This window comes from Spirosoma oryzicola, from assembly GCF_021233055.1.
In the GTDB taxonomy this organism is placed as follows: domain Bacteria; phylum Bacteroidota; class Bacteroidia; order Cytophagales; family Spirosomataceae; genus Spirosoma; species Spirosoma oryzicola.
Window position 1 is genome coordinate 3,059,866 of sequence record NZ_CP089538.1, and the last position, 18,370, is coordinate 3,078,235.

Below are 18,370 nucleotides of genomic sequence, written 5' to 3' on the forward strand. Positions count from 1 at the left end.
TTCGACTGGCCGTCCGGTGAATCAATCTGCATACTTACTTTTACGGTAGATTCACTAACGTTACACTATGCCTAATTTCCGCGCGCTCTTCATTATTTTTCTCTTTGTCTCGATTGCCATTCCTTCACTTGCCCAAAAACCGGCTAGTTCCAATGGTAAGAAGTCGGGCAACCCTGTTTTTCCGGGCTGGTACGCCGATCCGGAAGGTGTTATTTTCGGCAAAAAATACTGGATCTATCCAACCTATTCGGCTCCCTACGAAAAACAGATTTTCTTCGACGCTTTTTCATCGCCGGATCTCGTAACCTGGACCAAACACAGCCGTATTCTGGATTCAGCAGCTGTAAAATGGGCCAAAAAAGCGATGTGGGCCCCTGCTATCGTTGAAAAAGACGGAAAGTATTACCTGTTCTTCGGGGCTAATGATATCCACGATGACAAAAAAGAAGTGGGCGGTATTGGCGTAGCCGTTGCGGACAATCCAGCCGGTCCTTTCCGCGATTATCTGGGCAAACCACTCGTCGGCCAAATTCATAACGGAGCACAACCCATCGATCAGTACGCGTTCAAAGACAAAGACGGTCAGTATTACTTGCTGTACGGTGGTTGGGGACATTGCAATATTGCCCGGTTGAAAGACGATTTTACCGGATTTCTGCCTTTCCCCGATGGCACTACGTTTCGGGAGATAACGCCGAAAAATTACGTAGAAGGTCCTACCATGTTCGTCCGCAACGGCAAATATTATTTTATGTGGTCGGAAGGTGGCTGGACGGGCCCAAATTACTCGGTGGCTTATGCGGTATCCAATTCCCCATTTGGTCCGTTTGAGCGGGCTGGCAAAATCCTTCAGCAAGACCCGGCCGTAGCAACTGGCGCGGGTCACCATTCGGTTATTCAGGTGCCGGGTAAAGATGAGTGGTACATCGTTTACCACCGCCGACCCTTGACGAAGACCGACGGTAACCACCGCGAAACCTGCATCGACCGACTTTATTTTGACGAGAAAGGAGCAATCAAACCCGTTAAAATTACCGTTGCGGGCGTTGATGCTCAGCCGTTGAACTAAGTTTTCCCTAACGAGAAAGGCTTCCGTGCGCTCTATTTTAGACATAGGGCGCACGGAAGCCTTTCTCGTTTATTCCTTATTTTCCTAGTTTACTTCTTTACTTTTTCGACTAATTCAACTAGTGTATATTGAAAACTGGAGCCATCCATCGGGGGATTTTCAATCGTCTCCCGCCTGACCATCAACTTATACTCGAATCCTTCTTCATACGCAAAGCCATCGATACCCCCGTAAAAGAGCTTCCAGCCTGTATCATCCTTTTCTTTCACCAACATACATTGCTGAGGGCCTACCCCCACGCAATCCTGCCGACGATCGCTGATTTGTAAGGTTATGATCTCGGGTTTTACAGTGGCTTTATCACAACTCAGGAGTGAAGTCGCCATTGCCAGAAGACAGGTGTAAATGAGTTTATTCATCGCGTTATGGTTCATTTTATTGCTTTATACTGAATTCATGACCCTTTTTCCAAACATGCCGTTGTAACACACCCAGCTACTTACGGACTCATCCCACCTGTAAGATACTGGTATACAGCAATAAAGGTCTTTGAAATTTGTTCCGGGCAGCTAAATAACCTACTTTTAGTTATTGCCAATCAAACTAGAACGAACACTAAACCAGTTACTGCTGATGGGAAAAGGCGATAAAAAATCACGGAAAGGGAAAATCACGCGAGGCTCTTACGGCAAAACGCGACCACAAAAACCGACTAAAGCAACAGCGTCAAAACCGGACACAAAACCCGCTACTGAATAGATCAACTCGCAATGCGGACACTCTGTCCGTGTTATAACAAACGAGCGGCATAACAGTAAATATCCTGTTATGCCGCTCGTTTGTCTTACTTTCGACTGTAATTACCGCGTTTTGGCTTTCGTCGTTTTTGCGGATGAGCGTTCTAATTCGGGTGTTGATGGCAAAACTGGCTCAGGAGCTAGTACAGGCTCGGTGCGTCGATTACGTCCTTCGAGGAACAAAACGAAACCGATCAGGGCAATCAACAACACATTGCTGATCAGATCGATCATATCACCTATCTTAGCCAGTGGCGGCTCAAACCGGAATTCGATGGTATGTTTTCCGGCGGGTACATGCATGGCCCGCAAGGTGTAGTTAGCCCGCAGATGGGGAGCGGGTTTTCCGTCGATAAACGCCTGCCAATCTTCATTCCCCCGATAATACACTTCCGAGAAAACAACCAGCCCATTCCGAACGGCATTCGCCTGATAAATAAGCTTGTCGGGGCGATAGCTTGTCAACGCAATCGTACTACCCGTATGATCCATCGTAGCGGGCAGGTTGCCTAACTCTGGTGCGAATCGCTTGTCAACGACCGCCGAATCGCGGGGATTGAGCGATTTCATAACGGCCATCTCTTCATCGGCACTACCTACCTGCTGCACCGTTTTAACAAACCAGGCAGCCCCCAACACCTCTGGATTCGGCAAAGCTACCGGCCCCGTCGATGCTTGTTGCGGAACAGCGGGATCAGGCTCGCTAGGACGAATCACGTACTTGGCATTCAACATGTTCAGGATGTTGAGGAAATTGGGCTGAAACGCGTACGTAATCAATTCATTATAACGACGCAGGCGGGTTGTGTTATAGCCACCAATCGAGCGGTGAAAGTACGACGCCCGGTTGCTTTCCATAAACGATTCGGTCTGATCGAAGACCCGGAAACCCAGCGTTTTATCCTGAAGAATTTGTTGATCAGCACCCGTTGGTTCAAAAATAGTGGCTACCTGCGCTTTGGGCACGAAATCCGCATTGTTTAGAAACCGCTTGTCCACGGCAAACAGGTCGAAGATAACGATAGCCGACAGGATTGGGTAGAACAGAGCCGCTTTAATCTTGTTGGTCAGAAACAGCCAAACAGCGCCGGCAGCCAATAAGATAAAAATAACCGACCGGAACGCATCCGAGCGCAGCATACTCTGCCGGTCGCTGATGAGGGCTAGCTGAAAATCTTTAGCGGCTTCGCCAAAATAGCGGGCTAGCATATCGATATCGTTCGGCTTTTCGAACGAGAATAACGTTCCGCCCATCAGGGCCAGTACAAGCGCTACCCCCGCCGTAAGACCGAGGCTAACCAGCAACGGCTGTTTTAACTGAACCAGCGTCAGTTTTTCGTTTACAATCGTCTGAATACCCAGGGCAGCCCCGGCGGCCAGAAACAACTGCGCCAGACAAAGTGCCATCGTCATCGCCCGGAACTTATTCAGATAAGGCAGGTAGTCGAACAGGAACTCGTTAAAGAAAAGCAGGTTTTTCCCCCACGCCAGCATGATCATCAGCACAGCCGCGCTCAACAACCACCACCGGACAGGACCGCGAATGACAAACATACCAAGCACGAACAGAAACAAGAGTGCCGCGCCCGCGTATGCCGGACCGCCCAGAATTGGTTGATCACCCCAGTAAGTTGGTGCGCCGAGTTCAGCCATTTGCTTGGCAGCAGCCGGATCAACACCCCGGCTCGTCATAGCCTTGTAAAACTGCGAATCCGTCGTCAGACCACCCGCTGATCCACCACCGTACACGTTCGGGACGAGTAATGTCAGCGTTTCAGCTTTGCCATAGCTGTACGTAAACGCGTAGTCTTTATCCAGTCCTCCTTTCGACTCACTGGTTGGTGTTTTGCCGTCCGGATTCGTCGTTTTCGCCGTCAGCTCAGACTTACCCCGAATTGTTTCCTTCGTGTATTGGTTTAGGATTAATAGGCGTTTACCGAAGCTGCCAGCAGCCAGCGCCCCCGCCAGAACAATCGTAGCTAGACCCAATCCCAACTGACGGCCTCGCCCACCGCGAATAAGTGCTATCCCTTCGATGAGTACGTACAAGCCGATGGTCATGAACAGGTAGTAGGTAATCTGAATGTGGTTGGCACCCAGCTCCATACAAAGGAAGAAGCCCATCAGGGCTGCGCCAACCCAGTAACGACCGCGCAGCGCCAGAACTACCCCCGCCAGCATACCCGCGCCGTACCCCATTGCAAACAGTTTGGATACGTGTCCCGCTTCGAGACTGACGATACCGAAGGTGCCCAAGCCGTAAGCCGCTGCACCCAGTACCGACAGCCAGGGGTTACAGCCCAGCACTACCAGTAAAATGTACGCGCCCAGCATCACCACAAACAGGATACTTGCCGTGTTTGGCAGTATATTGACAACAGCCATCACGGCTTTGTAAACCAGAATGTACGGGTAATGAAAGTCAATCATGTAGCCCGGCATACCGCTAAAAAGCGCGTCGGTCCAGAGTGGTTTGATACCCGTTTCTTTTGCGATTTCACGAATTTCACGAGCCGAAGCAGAGGCCTGCTGCACATCGGGCATGGATAAGGTTTTTCCCGAAAGCACCGGCGAGAAGTATATAACGGCCAGCACCAGAAGCCCTAGCACGGCAATCAAATGCGGGCGAAGGCGTTGAAAAAGGGTTGGTTGGTTCATAAAGTCAATAGTACGTAGCCCAAAGATACGGCTTTGTACTAAAACGGCGGAATGAACGGGCTATTTTGCCGTGTCAATGGACAACATGCCGTATATTCATCCCTGCATTGGTGACCTACTCTAGCCGGTTTACAGCGATGCGCTTGCCAGCAGATCATTAGCTTATAATCCAGCAACTATACCTTGGAAAAAGAAGCGCTCAAAGCAACCGTATTCCGCACGATGCCCTTACTTGACGAGGAATGGGAAGCTTTTGCTGCTTGCTGGCATCCTGTGCACTACAAACGAAAAACCCTGCTGACCAGCGCCGGGGCTGTTGAACATTACCTTTATTTTGTGCAGGAAGGGGTGCAACGAGCCTTTTATATGGACGATGCATCAACCGAAACGACATTGGTGTTTTCCTACACCGGTTCGTTCGCAGGCGTGGTTGATTCGTTTCAATTGCAACAACCCTCTCGCTATTACCTCGAAACATTGACCGCTAGCCATCTGCTGCGCATTTCGTACGCCGACTTTACCCGGCTGCTCGATACGCATCCCAATCTTGAACGGTGGGTGCGGCTGGCAACGGCCCAGGCCTTATCCGGCGTGCTGCAACGTCAGATTGAACTGGCGACGTGCAGTGCCGAGGAAAAATTTCGCATTCTACTAACCCGTAGCCCACAGGTACTTCAACTAATTCCACAAAAATACCTGGCTTCTTATTTGGGTATAGACCCGGCCACGTTCAGCAAATTGCTTAAATCCGTTCGGGTGTAATGTCGGCGGGGCCGTGGTGTCGGTTTCTCAAAACCGACACCACGGCCCCGCCGACATTACACCGACGAGATCCTTTTGGGTAGTGCTAAAACGTAGGTCGCTAACTCATACATTTTGTCGAATAGCGACTTGTCTTCCGTTACGGATGTATCTACCAAAAGCACAGCGTCGGGATCAAAGCTATCTTCATCACTTCTCAATAAAATCTTGACATACACCAAGATTTTTGTGTGATAGGAACCCTAAGTTTGCGGTAAACATCAACCGCTATGCCGCGTTTCGTGAGTCAGGTTTTGATCGATCAGTTGCAGAAAGACGTAATGATAATACGCCAGCTTGCCGATCAGCATTTTGCGCCTTTATCCGAGGCCCAGTTGCTTGAACGGCCCGGACCAGCGGAGTGGAGCGTCGCGCAATGCCTGGAGCATCTGAACACTTACGGATCGTATTACCTGCCGCTGCTTGAGCAAGCGATTCTTCAGGGCGAACAAAGTGGCTCTGGGGCAAGAGCCTTTTTTCGAAGCGGTTGGCTCGGCAACTATTTCGCCACGTCCATGCGTCCCGGTGCCGACGGACGTATTCGACTTAAAGCGAAAGCCGTTAAAAGCCATACCCCCAATGACCAACCCAATGCACAAAACGTACGGCGCGAATTTCTTCGACAACAGGCGCAATTGGAATCCCTGCTCGACCGGGCGAAAGCGGTTGACCTGGAAGGCTCGCGCATACCCATTTCAATTGCCCGCTGGATCAAGCTGAGTCTGGGTGATACGTTTCGTTTTTTAATTGCTCACGAGCAGCGGCACGTCTTGCAGGCACAACGCGTCCTGAAAGCGGTGGGTATTTCGCCCACCACAAATACGCCCTTCAGGGCCTCGTAAGCCAGCTAAAGTTTTTGTGTACTCGCCTGCTCTTGTTTGTCCAGAACAGAGATTGCCGAGTGGTTGTACGGCAACTTTTACTATAGCTATGGTGCTGAAACGTCGATTTCGACTGCGGTCGTATTGGCTTTTCACCGTTCCCTAAAGACTTTATCCAGCAAGTCAGCTCCTTCAATACATTTGGCCATATCTACTTGTAAACACTATGGCTGCCAGCAACTTTCAGATCGAATCGTACCAGGTATTCGTCACACAAAACTTTCAAAGTTTTTCCCGAACGATAAAACTTGTTAGTCCTGATCTCTCGCATGGTATTCGCGTGCGCGCTACGCTATTCTTTCAAGAAGCGAATGCGTTTCAGAAATGGAATGGTATCGGGAAAGCGACGAACGTTGGCGGCACGAACTTCGACGGGAGCGATTTCCAGATTGTTTGTAATCCGGCCTTGTTCGATGGGTTTTACCAGGTTCTTGTCTCGGAAAAACCGGTGTACCTTGCCTATATCTACGAAAACTGGCCCGATGAACCCAACGGAACGACAAAGCTTCTCCGTCAGGTCACGTTAAAAACAGATTCCGAGCTACCGGGCGATTTCGAATCGTAGAAAAAATGGGGGCCAACAGCTTACGATGTGCCGTAATCTGGAGTCAGCCCGGCGCACTTAAACGACGGCTGTTCTAAAAAATGTAAGCCGATTACCTCGTCGGCAATCGGCTTACAACACTTACTTTTCTGCGGTCTATACCGACAGAATATCTTTTTCTTTGACGGCAAATACCTCGTCAACCCGTGTGATAAAAGCATCCGTTAGTTTCTGAACGCGTTCTTCACCTTGTTTGACCGCATCTTCCGATACCCCTTCCTTTACCAGTTTGCGGATATCGTCGTTCGTGTCTTTGCGGATGTTGCGCACGTTGACTTTCGCCGTTTCTACCTCCTGTTTTACTTTCTTAACCAGATCCCGACGACGTTCTTCGGTCAGGGGTGGAATACTCAACCGGATCTGCTCGCCGTCGTTGTTTGGATTCAGGCCGAGATTGGAATTCCGAATTGATTTCTCAACCTCTCCAATGAGTTTTTTCTCGAAGGGTTTGATCACGATTGTCCGGGCATCGGGCGTATTAACCGATGCGACGGTGTGCAACGGTGACATCATTCCGTAGTATTCAACCTGAATGCCGTCGAGCATCTGAGCAGAAGCCTTACCGGCGCGAATTTTAGTTAATTCGATGGCTAAGTGCTTTAGCGCCTTTTCCATCGTATCTTTTGCATCGTCGAGGTATAGCTCGATCTCTTCCATTTTTGTGGTTTCTATTTACAGATTACCGGTTAGGCGATAAACGCATTTGTTACCCTGAACTGTGATCGCTAATCGCTATTTTATACTGTTTCTTCGGGTAATTTAGTTGTAATCAGGGTACCAACGTCTTCACCCTGAACAAGCCGGAGCAAACTGCCCGTTTCATTCATGTTAAAGACAATAATGGGCAAATTGTTTTCCTGACAAAGCGTAAAGGCCGTCAGGTCCATCACACTTAGTTTCTTTTCGTAAACGTCCTCAAACGTAATGGTGGTATACCGGGTAGCGGTTTTGTCTTTCATCGGATCAGCCGTGTAAACACCATCTACCTTAGTACCTTTCAGAACGGCATCGGCTTCGATTTCGATAGCCCGCAGAGCCGCCGTTGAGTCGGTTGTAAAATAAGGGTTGCCCGTTCCGGCACCAAAGATCACGACGCGGCCTTTCTCAAGGTGACGTACAGCCCGCCGACGGACGTACGGTTCGCAGACCTGCTCCATTTTGATCGCCGACATAACACGGGTGTACAAACCCTGTTTTTCGAGCGAGCTTTGGATGGCCATCGCGTTGATAACCGTTGCCAGCATACCCATGTAATCGCCCTGAACGCGGTCGATGCCCGACCGTTCGCCCGATACGCCCCGGAAGATATTGCCCCCCCCGATCACGATGGCGACCTGAACGCCCATGTCTACTACCTGCTTAATTTCACGGCTGTATTGTTCCAGCACAATCGGGTCAATATTGTACCCGCTAGGGCCCGCCAATGCCTCTCCGCTCAGCTTGAGCAGAATGCGTTTGTAGTTCGTCGAAGGTGTCATGAGGAGAAATTTTGCGGACAAAGATACGAAAAGCGTTGGGCATAGCCCACATGGTCTGACGTTTTACCCTTGTTTTTTACTGTGCGCAACGGTCTTCACAGGCTATTTATGAGGCAAATTCAATCAACACCTGCCCTTTTTCTACCCGGTCGCCCTTAGCCGTACGAATGCTTTTGATGAGGCCATCGCCACTGGCTTTCAGGACGTTTTCCATCTTCATCGCTTCCAGAATCAGCAGACTATCCCCTTTACTCACGGTATCGCCCGGCTGCACGTTGACCCCCACAATTAATCCTGGCATGGGGGCTTTCAGATCGTTTACCTTGGCCATAGCCGCGCTGCTCATGCCCATCTTTTCAAGCAACAGATCAAAGCGATCCTTTAGCTGAACCTGATGAATGTGCCCGTTGATCGTCAACTTCACGCTTTTTTCGGCCTGATTCAATTCCAGAATTTCGGCGGTGTACGAGCGGTTCTGGTACAGAATATGGATAGTCCGCTCAGTCAATTTCACCAGATCCCAATCAAAGGGCGCTCCGTTGAGGGTTGGACCAGCAGCCGTAAGGTCAATTGTAACGGGCTGATTGGCAAGAATCGTTTGGTACATAAAAAGTAGGGTGTTGGCCGTTCAATTTCCGGCTTCTCGACCAGAATCCAAAATCTTTTTCTTCCGGCGTGGCTGACGCAGCAATTTTGCCAATGCCATACCAGTTGTTACGCTCATATACGTAAGTAAGCCTTTATCTTTGGCGCTTATTCAGGTCATTACAAGCCCTGTAAACCAATTAACGCAATGCTCAACGATTCTCAGCCAGATCTGGCCCCGATTACCCGCCACCTACGGGCGATGTTTGGTTCCCGCTTACTTATTGCAGCCGTCAGCCATTTACCCGTTTTTGATTATCTTAGTGACACTTCGCTCTCCGTTAACGAGTTGCGTGAGCGACTGAACTTACAGGAACGCCCGGCCATGGTGCTGTTTCCGGCGCTGTGCGCAATGGATCTGCTCCGTTACGATGCATCAGACCGCTTAACGATTACCGAATTAGGGCGTTATCTAGTCCGCCAGCAAACGCCGAATGTCGCTGGATACGTAGGGCTGGAAAAAGATGATCTGGGCGCCCTTGAAATGGTCATCCGGCTTCAAAATGATGGTCCGCTCGATGCTCCGCAGGGCATCACGTTTGTTAAAGAAGGCGAAGGGCCATCACCGATGGACGACCCGGCTCTCGCGCGGGAGCTAACGCTTGGGCTGTCGGGCCGCGCCCGTCGATTATCGCCCATTGTCGCGTCAAAAATCACGAAGCGCGACGGTCATTTACTGGATGTAGCGGGGGGAACCGGTTTTTACACCTACGAATGGCTCCTGCAAAATCCGACATCGACAGCCACCTTGTTTGACCGGCCAGCGGTCTTATCGGTCGCTTCCGAATTGCTGGACGAATTAAGCCAAAGTGGCCGTCCGGGAGCAGAGACGCTTCGCGAGCGGGTAACATTCCTGCCTGGCGATATGCTGACGGACGAACTTCCCCAAACGGATATCCTGCTGGCAGCGAGCCTTTTTCACGACTGGCCTACCCCCACTTGTCAATTATTAGCCGACCGCTTTGCGGCTGCGCTGCGCCCCGGCGGAGAACTGTGGGTTCACGATGCCTTTCTAAACGACACGCTCGACGGGCCACTGCCGGTTACGGACTACTCCGCTCAATTGTTCTGGGGAACAAAGGGTCGATGCTACAGCCGGGCCGAATACCGAAGCTGGTTTGTGCAGGCTGGGCTGGAACCCACTTCCGACAACATTCCGACTCAGATGGATTACGGCTTGATCTGGGCGCGTAAACCAAACGGGTAATGCGAACGGAATCGCTACCGACCGGGTTATGGAGCAGGTTCACTATGTCGGCTACAAACGGCGTTTCACCCGATTCGCCTAAACAAACCAACGATGGAAGTAGAAATCTGGAGTGATGTCATGTGCCCGTTTTGCTACATTGGCAAACGCAAATTCGAACATGCACTCAACGAGTTTTCGCATAAAGATCAGGTAACGATTGTCTGGAAAAGCTTTCAGCTTAATCCGGCTATGAAAACCGATCCGAGCAAGAATATCAACGATTATTTGTCCGAAGCCAAAGGTTGGAGTCTTGATCAGGCCCGGCAGATGAATGATCGCGTTACGGCGATGGCTGGTGACGTTGGCTTAACCTACGACTTCGATAAAGCCGTCGTCGCCAATTCGTTCGACGCCCACCGCCTGATTCAGCTAGCCAAAGCGCACGGATTAGGTGATGCCGCCGAAGAGCGTCTGTTTCGGGCTTATTTTACGGAAGGCCGTAACACGGCTGACCACGAAACGTTGCTGGAATTAGGCACCGATATTGGCCTGGACGCTTCAGATGTGCGGCAAATGCTGGAAAGCAATCAGTACGCGGAAGCTGTTCAGCGCGACATTTACGAAGCACAGCAGGTCGGCGCACGGGGTGTTCCGTTTTTTGTCTTTAATCGTCGGTACGCCGTTTCGGGCGCGCAACAACCGGAAACGTTTTTGGGTGCACTCAATACGGCCTGGTCCGAAGCACAGAAAGAAACCGTTTAGCGAGCTAAACGTACGAGCGAAGGCCCCACGCAACCCCGGTCTGGTTGCGTGGGGCCTTGCTTGTTGATAACTGTTTACACCAGTTCAGGCATGTATTTTTCCTGTATTTCGTCCAGAAGGGCAGCGACTCCGGCGTAAGAATCCGTCGTAACGAGCTGCGACCGGTACGGCTTAAAATCGGGTAAGCCTTTAAAGTAGTTCGCGTAGTGACGGCGCATCTCAAATAAGCCGACAATCTCACCTTTCCAGCGAATCGAAAAGTCAAGGTGCTGCCGACAAACGGCTACTCGGTCAGCAATAGTTGGAGCGAGTCGGTGTTCGCCGGTGCGCACGAAATGCTTGATCTCGTCGAAGATCCAGGGATAACCGATACTGGCCCGACCAATCATCACACCGTCTACGCCGTATTTATTTTTGTATTCGAGCGCTTTTTCGGGCGAATCAATATCGCCATTCCCGAAGATGGGAATCTGAATGCGCGGATTTTCTTTGATGCGACCGATGAGCGTCCAGTCCGCTTCGCCTTTGTACATTTGCACGCGCGTGCGACCGTGAATCGTCAGGGCTTTGATGCCGATATCCTGCAACCGTTCGGCAACCTCGCCCACGTTTTTGGTGTTGTCGTCCCAGCCAAGCCGGGTTTTTACCGTTACGGGCAGATGCGTGGCTTTGACAACGGCGTCGGTCATGCGCACCATCTTGGGAATGTCCTGCAACAGAGCCGCGCCCGCGCCCCGGCAAGCCACATTTTTTACGGGGCAGCCGTAATTGATGTCGATCAGATCTGGATTGGCACGGGAGGCTATTTCGGCACAGGCCCCCATCGTTTCCACGTCCGAGCCGAATAATTGAATACCAATCGGGCGTTCGTATTCGAAGATGTCCAGCTTCTGCACGCTTTTAGCGGCATCGCGAATCAACCCTTCCGACGAAATAAACTCCGTGTACATCAGGTCGGCTCCGTTGGCCTTACAAACCGCCCGAAAGGGTGGATCGCTGACATCTTCCATAGGAGCCAGCAGCAGCGGAAAATCCGGTAATTGAATGTTGCCAATAGTAACCACGCAGGCAATAAGTTATGATCTATACTGTCGGAATTACGATTTACGGACTCGTTTGGTTCCTCAGTGGTGTAAACGCTTAGGAAAGGCTGCGTACGCAACACCTGAGCGTTGTCTCTTTGCCTGAGCTTACGACTTCTCGGGCGAGAACAGCGATAACATCACCGTAAAATAACCATCATCATCCCGAATGATGGGCTCAGACTGCGCGAGTAGCCGATATTTAGCCGCAATGTTGGACAACCCAACCTGGTTTGACGCCATCCGGTTATTTTTCCGCTGCAAATTATTCCGCACAATCAGCCAGCCCATCCCCTCGCTCGCTTTACCGGGTCGACAGATTTGACGAATGGGAGTCTGGTCCATCCTATCGAGCGCTAGTGTAGTCGTACTGATTTCCAACAGTAACGGTTTATTGGCCGCAACAACGTTATGTTTTACGGCATTTTCGACCAGCATTTGTAACGTTAAAGGAGGCAATCGATGCGTCAGCAGATCAGCCGAAACGTCTATCTGCAAGTCGATGCCTGCCCGATACCGGGTTTTAAGCAGGTGGTAATACGAATCAATAAATTTCAACTCGGTTTCCAGCGTTGTTAATTCGCTCCCTCCTTCCGTACTGACGGCTTTATTGGTCTGGAGCAGATACCGGTACACATTGGCCATCTCGTACAAAAACTCTTCGGCTTGCTCCGGCTCGTCGGCAATCAGCGACGACAGCGAATTAAGGCTGTTAAACAAAAAGTGCGGATTGACCTGGTGCTTCAAACTTTCGTACTGACTTTGAAGCGTCACTTCCTTCAGCTTTTCCTGTTCCAGAAGACTTTCCCGCCATTTGGTAAGCGAATACACGGTTTCGTCGATACCCACCGAAATTACGTTGACCAGGGCGTTGTACAACAAAATTTTAGTCGTTAAGCCAGGCTCGTGCTGATAGCCAAACAGATGAAAATGTTCGTAGATAAAAATGCCAAGCAGCAAAAAGGCCGGCGTGACGAAACCAAAAATCAGCAGCATTCGCCAGACCCGTGACCAAACCTGGGTTAAGCTCGGGTAACGCTGAATTACGCGCGGAGTCAGATAATTTAGCACTGAAACACAACAGCCGGTCAACGTGAAATTCAGCACGGTACCGCCCACAAAAGCCCGCCAGTCGGACAGGTACGTCGGGCCAATGATCCAGTAGGAAACCAGCGGAATAAAAAAGACGGGCATGAGTAAAACGTGCCACCGCAATGCGGGCTGCTTTCCCGGTAAAGCCCGCTGCGCTTCGGTGACGGACGCGTCCGGTTTTGCCCCAAAACGCGGTATCAGTAGCCTCTGGGATAACCACTGGCGAATCGTATGTCGAACTGATGAGTGCATAAAAGCATGTCTACGCTGAGCTGTGTACAATATAAGCGCAACTAACAACCGATTCGGCGGATACCCATCCTCATCCCGACCGGGCTGTTATTTCTGCCATTCGATCTGCAAAAACAACGGAACAGACTGTAAAGCCATCCCTGCGGGTGTCAATGGGTACGTACTTCTCAGACCTTATTCAGATTGATTAACGGTGCCGTAACCACAAACCAGTCTCCTTCCTGGCGAATCAGTAATTTTTCGTCGCTAATAATACGATATCTGGCCGTTAGATTTGCTAGTCCGGCCCGAGTTGTTTCTACCCGATTTGTCTTTCGTTGCACAATATTTCGGGCTTGCAGGCTTCCATCTGGCGTAGTCGTTACCCCAATCACCAGCGGATTGGAGACCGACATGATGTTATGCTTGATCGCATTGTCGATTAATGTTTGCATCGTTAACGGGGGCAAATGATGATCCCGATAGTCATCGGCTACCTGAAAGCTGATAGCCAAACTATCACCATACCGCGTTTTCAGCAAATTAGCGTATACCCGGGTATAATCCAGTTCAACCTGTAGCGAAACCAGTTCATGCTTACCCGCCTGCAACAGATAGCGATACACCCTCGCTAAATCGTCCACAAATCGCTCAGCCTGAGCCGTGTCTTCACCAATGAGTGCCGACAGTGAGTTTAGGCTATTAAACAGAAAGTGCGGATTCAAATCGCCTTTTAAGGCTTCAAATTGGTGTTGTAACGCGATACGCTTCAGGCGATCATTTTCAAACTGGTGCGTTTCCCATTGCGAGTACGTATAGTAAACGCTGATTCCCGTGCACAGAAAAACGTCGAAAATGTAACTGACAATCCAGATAGGCTGTACGATACCCCATGAAAACGAAATACCCAGAACGGGAATCAGACTGTAGCACCAGACGTACAATACGGCAAACCCAGTTGTCACTCCGGCGGCCACACAAAGCATGGTCAGCGTACGAAGCATTGCCTGCCGCACCTGAGAAAACCGGCGGAGTGCCCCAAGCACCACAACCCTGAGCGTCAGTATTAATGACCAATAAATTAAAACGGACAGAACGGTTCCAATGGCAAAGGCCGCCCCTTCCTGGATATACCGAAGCCCCAGTAGGTAATAATTACCCAGCAACACAAAAACCGGTAACCCAAGCAGGTAATACCGGCGTTCGATGGTGGAATACGTAAGGGGCTGAATGAGGTAAGGCCTTATCAGAGGCAACAAATTCATGAATACACAGCGAGGAATCAACCGGCAATGTACGAAATCCAAGCGGCTTCCGTGCGAAATGGAGCGCTACTTCAAGCCTAAGCCCGCAGCTCTTTAGCGACCGGTAGTTCCGGGTCCGGTTGGTCCCCGCGCACGGCCTAGCCACAACACAGAATTCATGGCATTTGGCTTTAAACGCCGTCAGGGTCGTTTTTTGTCGTAACTTGCGGTCCAATGGACTGATTTGGTTCGTTTCACGGAAACGGTACTTCAGCCGATTCGTCAGCGTCTTTCTCGACAAGCCAGGGTCTATCGGATAAATTTACGAACGTATGCAACCCTTTTCTATACCCGAACGCCCGTTATCGCGGCCGCCTACGCTTGGTGGCCTGATAATGTTAGTCGGTTTTGTGCTGATCGGTGGGGTCATCAGTACGCTTTTGCTGTTCGGTCTCCTGATGGTCGTCAAGGGGATAGGTCCTACTCAAGCGCAGGCTTACTTAACCGAATTGGCGGCCAATCCGCAGGCTGTACCTACCGGCTGGTACGAACTTATGTTTCTGCAAGCCGTCAATCACCTCGGTACGTTTCTTCTACCGTCGCTCGGCTACTGGTATTTAACGGAGCGTCGAACCTGGGATCAGTTCAACGCCCGTCCTATCTCGGCGGTGGCCGGGATTGGGTTGGTTTCCTTGATCGTGATTGCGTTTATGCCCTTCGACGGGCTCATCATCGAATGGAACCAGGGACTGCATCTTCCCCAAACCCTAGCTCCGCTGGAACAGTGGATTCGGGACAAAGAAAAGAATCTGGAAGGCGTCACCAAATACCTTACAACGTTTAAAACACCCCTGCAACTGACCATAGCCATGCTGGTCATCGCGGTTATTCCGGCCATTGGTGAAGAAACCCTTTTTCGAGGTATTCTACAACGCAACCTCAGCTACTGGACTGGCAACGTCCACGTGGGCGTCTGGCTGGCAGCGGCCTTGTTCAGTGCAATTCATGTGCAGTTTCTGGGCTTTTTTCCCCGCATGTTGCTAGGCGCTTTGTTTGGCTACCTGTATGTCTCGTCGGGAAATCTATGGGTACCTATCCTGGCTCACTTCGTTAACAATGGCTTTACGGTAGCGATGGTTTACCTTTTCCAGCGTAAGATGGTGCCGGTAGACATCGAAAGCACCGAGTCGGTGCCGGTGTTGGGAGCCTTAGTCTCGGGTGTTGTCACCCTTGGTTTTTTGTACTACTTCAGGCAGGCCAATAAGCAATAATTGACTAAATTGAGCGGTTTGGTTGGCAATCCCATTTGCCTAATGAATAATATAGCTAAACAATGAGCGAAAACTGGGAGTCTATTTACATCACCCCTTTACCACACCGGGCCGAACTGGCGAAGGCGTTGTTGAGCGAACACGATATTCCGGCGGTGGTAATTAACAAACAAAGCAGTAGTTATCCAACGATCGGGTGGGGAAAAAGTGAAGTTCACGTATTGGCAAAAGACGCTATTTTGGCCAAAGTAATTCTGGATAATGAAGCAACGTTTAGCTAGCATGTCAAACCTACAGCAGCGGGTTATCGCGGCTATTGTAGGGGTTCCTTTTATTATTTTCATGATTTGGTATGCCGACTGGACGTTCGCGCTGCTATTTTGTGTCATCAGTGCACTCACCCAACGGGAGTTTTATCGCTTGCTGGGCCTCGACGGTTTCGAACCGCTTACCGCTTACGGAACGCTTGTCGGGTGCATGGTCTGCATACTGGCCTACTTCATCGAAACCGACCAAATCGGTACTGGCAACTATTTTCTCATCTGCCCGGCTTCGTCGATGATCTTTCTGATCAAGCTTTACAAGAAGCGCGACATGAAACCGTTTACCAATATCGGTTTTACGTTTTTGGGCATCATCTACGTGGCGATGCCATTTGCCCTGTTGATTATACTAGCGTTGCGCGGAGGCACTTTTCATCCCATGATCATTACGGGTTGCCTGCTGTTGCTGTGGGCCAGTGACATCGGCGCTTATTTTGCCGGTACCTATTTTGGCAAACGCAAATTGTTTGAACGGGTTTCTCCCAAGAAATCGTGGGAAGGAGCGCTTGGGGGCGCGGCAGCCGCAGGCATCATCGCTCTTGGACTGGCCTTGTATGCCGATGAGTTACGTCCCTGGCAATGGTATTGCGTCGGGGGCATCATCGTCGTGACGGGTACCTATGGCGATCTGGTCGAATCGTTATTCAAGCGGAGCATTGCCATTAAAGATTCTGGATCTAGCATTCCGGGCCACGGTGGATTTCTCGACCGCTTCGACGGGCTTTTATTGGCAGCCCCGTTTATTATTACCTTTCTGAAATTATTTGCCTAGTTAATCTGGTGTATAGGGCTGAATAAGGTTCAACAGATATTTTCGTTCAACTTTATCGATAGCAGGTTTCACATTACTTTCTCAGGCCGCTCTGTACAGAGCGGCTTTTTTATTATCTCTCTTGACAGTATGTAAATGTTCGCCAAGGCAGAAAAACGGAATCAAGAAAAGGAAGGCGCTTATTTCGTAAACGTTGTTGATCAATCCAATCAGAAAGGCCATCAATCTATACAGAATGCTCTTCAACGCGCTATAGATAGTCTGTTTTTGTTTATAAAATGACATTTTTATAAACTTTCTATACCTTTACTTTGTATAATATAGAACATGTATCTAAAAAGAGGAAGGAGCTAAACGCCTGGTTCGCTTTGAGACCGGGCGTTTTTATCAGTTACGCATAGCAATCTCCCTTATTGATCTCCAGTAGTTAACTGAAACCTAAAGTAATCTATTATTTACCCGTTTATCTTTTGCTCGCTGGCATTAAAAACGATAATTCTGCATTACGAGCATAGGAAACCGTTTTTTTCTGTTCTTCGGAAAGTAAAATCCCCGTCTGCAACGCGAACGGGGATTCAGCATTCTCAAATTACTAACAGGTAATAAATAGGTATGACGTGTACAATGTGAAAGACGCGTTGTTAAAGAAATACCTTACTTACGTTTTTGTTACCGGATAATAAATATAATATTATAATTCATTTTAGTAACTATATTTGAATAAAAATGCATTTACAAACCTAAACCTGAACTAATTTAACCAAGCTTTCAACATTTGAGAAAACATAATGGAAAAAATTACACGTAACCGAGCTCAGACTATCCAGCGAATTGTCGATGCATTAGAGCAGATCATAGCCGAGGGAGGTATTGAAGCAGTGGGTATCAATCACATTGCTGAGAGAGCTGGTGTGAGTAAAGTACTGATCTACCGTTATTTTGGTGGCATTGAGGGCTTATTGGAGTACTTTGTGCGAATGGGGCGACTATTTCCTCACTATACACCCGCTTGGCTAGAGCAGATCAGGCCCGCCCAGCCCAGTGAACTAGCCAATATCTGGTCGAGCCAGTCCTTGCAACTTTTCCGTCAACTTCGCACATCTCGCTCGGCTCGTGAATTACTTAAAGCTTCGGTAAAAGAGAACGACTCATTAGCTGAAACCATCAGCAAAGCGCAGGATGACGAAATGACCCGGTTGGTTGACCAGTTGGTTTTCATTGAAGGTTGTGATCATCACGCGATTTCGGCTGTTGTTTTAGGCGCTTTGTCCTATTTAACCATACAGGCCCAAAATGATCGGCCCGTTATTGGGATCGACTTACGTAGTGAAGACGGTTGGCAACGCATTGAGAAAGCCGTTACCATCATTTGCAAAGCAATTGGCAAAATGGCTACCAGTTCTTCTAACACCCATGTGGCTACCAGAGCTGTCGATTTGAAAGTAAGCAGCTGGTAATAAAATAAACTTTC

Annotated in this window: 19 protein-coding genes; 11 read left to right on the forward strand and 8 right to left on the reverse strand. The window is 49.7% G+C overall.

Annotated elements, in window-relative coordinates; all coding sequences use genetic code 11:
• The first annotated feature begins 67 nt into the window (after positions 1–67).
• Positions 68–1,069, forward strand: a complete 1,002-nt coding sequence (locus tag LQ777_RS12970) for a glycoside hydrolase family 43 protein (protein ID WP_232558349.1) — start codon at positions 68–70, stop codon at positions 1,067–1,069.
• 89 nt (positions 1,070–1,158) lie between these two features.
• Here LQ777_RS12970 and LQ777_RS12975 read toward each other — a convergent pair whose 3' ends face one another.
• Positions 1,159–1,488, reverse strand: a complete 330-nt coding sequence (locus LQ777_RS12975) for a DUF4377 domain-containing protein (RefSeq protein WP_232558350.1) — start codon at positions 1,486–1,488, stop codon at positions 1,159–1,161.
• A 214-nt stretch (positions 1,489–1,702) separates the two neighbouring features.
• On the opposite strand from LQ777_RS12975, the gene LQ777_RS12980 reads away from it, so the two are divergent.
• Positions 1,703–1,828: a 30S ribosomal protein THX gene (locus LQ777_RS12980; protein WP_232562847.1), complete on the forward strand. Its 126-nt coding sequence runs from the start codon at positions 1,703–1,705 to the stop codon at positions 1,826–1,828.
• A 101-nt stretch (positions 1,829–1,929) separates the two neighbouring features.
• Here the strand turns inward: LQ777_RS12980 and LQ777_RS12985 are convergent, their stop codons facing one another.
• A complete protein-coding gene (locus LQ777_RS12985; RefSeq protein ID WP_232558351.1) occupies positions 1,930–4,524 on the reverse strand; it encodes a YfhO family protein in 2,595 nt (864 codons plus the stop codon).
• A 183-nt stretch (positions 4,525–4,707) separates the two neighbouring features.
• Between LQ777_RS12985 and LQ777_RS12990 the strand changes: the two genes are divergently transcribed.
• The 3 genes from LQ777_RS12990 (at position 4,708) to LQ777_RS13000 (ending at position 6,771) form a co-directional block, all read left to right on the forward strand.
• The gene (locus tag LQ777_RS12990) at positions 4,708–5,286 is read left to right on the forward strand and encodes a Crp/Fnr family transcriptional regulator (protein ID WP_232558352.1); all 579 of its coding nucleotides are present in this window, start codon (positions 4,708–4,710) and stop codon (positions 5,284–5,286) included.
• 269 nt (positions 5,287–5,555) lie between these two features.
• Positions 5,556–6,167: a DinB family protein gene (locus LQ777_RS12995; RefSeq protein WP_232558353.1), complete on the forward strand. Its 612-nt coding sequence runs from the start codon at positions 5,556–5,558 to the stop codon at positions 6,165–6,167.
• Between the two features lie 205 nt (positions 6,168–6,372).
• Positions 6,373–6,771, forward strand: coding sequence for a hypothetical protein (locus tag LQ777_RS13000; protein ID WP_232558354.1), 399 nt, complete (start codon positions 6,373–6,375; stop codon positions 6,769–6,771).
• Positions 6,772–6,906: 135 nt separating this feature from the next.
• Here the strand turns inward: LQ777_RS13000 and frr are convergent, their stop codons facing one another.
• The 3 genes from frr to LQ777_RS13015 all read right to left on the reverse strand — a co-directional run bounded on the left by frr (position 6,907) and on the right by LQ777_RS13015 (position 8,895).
• Complete coding sequence (gene frr, locus LQ777_RS13005; RefSeq protein ID WP_232558355.1) at positions 6,907–7,467, reverse strand: ribosome recycling factor; 561 nt, start codon at positions 7,465–7,467, stop codon at positions 6,907–6,909.
• 80 nt (positions 7,468–7,547) lie between these two features.
• Complete coding sequence (gene pyrH / locus LQ777_RS13010; protein WP_232558356.1) at positions 7,548–8,288, reverse strand: UMP kinase; 741 nt, start codon at positions 8,286–8,288, stop codon at positions 7,548–7,550.
• A gap of 106 nt (positions 8,289–8,394) precedes the next feature.
• Positions 8,395–8,895 (reverse strand): acyl-CoA carboxylase biotin carboxyl carrier protein subunit, encoded by a 501-nt coding sequence (locus LQ777_RS13015; protein ID WP_232558357.1) that lies wholly within the window; start codon positions 8,893–8,895, stop codon positions 8,395–8,397.
• A gap of 186 nt (positions 8,896–9,081) precedes the next feature.
• Here LQ777_RS13015 and LQ777_RS13020 point away from each other — a divergent pair, with 186 nt between their 5' ends.
• Both LQ777_RS13020 and LQ777_RS13025 read left to right on the forward strand, forming a co-directional pair.
• Positions 9,082–10,140, forward strand: a complete 1,059-nt coding sequence (locus LQ777_RS13020; RefSeq protein ID WP_232558358.1) for a methyltransferase — start codon at positions 9,082–9,084, stop codon at positions 10,138–10,140.
• A gap of 93 nt (positions 10,141–10,233) precedes the next feature.
• Positions 10,234–10,884: a DsbA family oxidoreductase gene (locus LQ777_RS13025; protein WP_232558359.1), complete on the forward strand. Its 651-nt coding sequence runs from the start codon at positions 10,234–10,236 to the stop codon at positions 10,882–10,884.
• Positions 10,885–10,958: 74 nt separating this feature from the next.
• Here the strand turns inward: LQ777_RS13025 and dusB are convergent, their stop codons facing one another.
• From dusB to LQ777_RS13040, 3 genes are all read right to left on the reverse strand, one after another.
• A complete protein-coding gene (dusB, locus tag LQ777_RS13030; RefSeq protein ID WP_232558360.1) occupies positions 10,959–11,948 on the reverse strand; it encodes a tRNA dihydrouridine synthase DusB in 990 nt (329 codons plus the stop codon).
• 126 nt (positions 11,949–12,074) lie between these two features.
• Entirely contained in the window at positions 12,075–13,310 is a 1,236-nt protein-coding gene (locus LQ777_RS13035) for a sensor histidine kinase (RefSeq protein WP_232558361.1), read from the reverse strand.
• A 167-nt stretch (positions 13,311–13,477) separates the two neighbouring features.
• Positions 13,478–14,554, reverse strand: a complete 1,077-nt coding sequence (locus tag LQ777_RS13040; protein WP_232558362.1) for a sensor histidine kinase — start codon at positions 14,552–14,554, stop codon at positions 13,478–13,480.
• A 311-nt stretch (positions 14,555–14,865) separates the two neighbouring features.
• Here LQ777_RS13040 and LQ777_RS13045 point away from each other — a divergent pair, with 311 nt between their 5' ends.
• From LQ777_RS13045 to LQ777_RS13060, 4 genes are all read left to right on the forward strand, one after another.
• On the forward strand, positions 14,866–15,804 hold the full coding sequence (locus LQ777_RS13045) for a CPBP family intramembrane glutamic endopeptidase (RefSeq protein ID WP_425276904.1): 939 nt from the start codon (positions 14,866–14,868) through the stop codon (positions 15,802–15,804).
• A 62-nt stretch (positions 15,805–15,866) separates the two neighbouring features.
• Entirely contained in the window at positions 15,867–16,085 is a 219-nt protein-coding gene (locus LQ777_RS13050; RefSeq protein WP_232558363.1) for a putative signal transducing protein, read from the forward strand.
• Entirely contained in the window at positions 16,066–16,899 is an 834-nt protein-coding gene (locus LQ777_RS13055; protein ID WP_232558364.1) for a phosphatidate cytidylyltransferase, read from the forward strand. The genes LQ777_RS13050 and LQ777_RS13055 overlap by 20 nt, the downstream gene beginning before the upstream one ends.
• A gap of 788 nt (positions 16,900–17,687) precedes the next feature.
• On the forward strand, positions 17,688–18,356 hold the full coding sequence (locus LQ777_RS13060) for a TetR/AcrR family transcriptional regulator (RefSeq protein WP_232558365.1): 669 nt from the start codon (positions 17,688–17,690) through the stop codon (positions 18,354–18,356).
• Positions 18,357–18,370 lie beyond the last annotated feature (14 nt).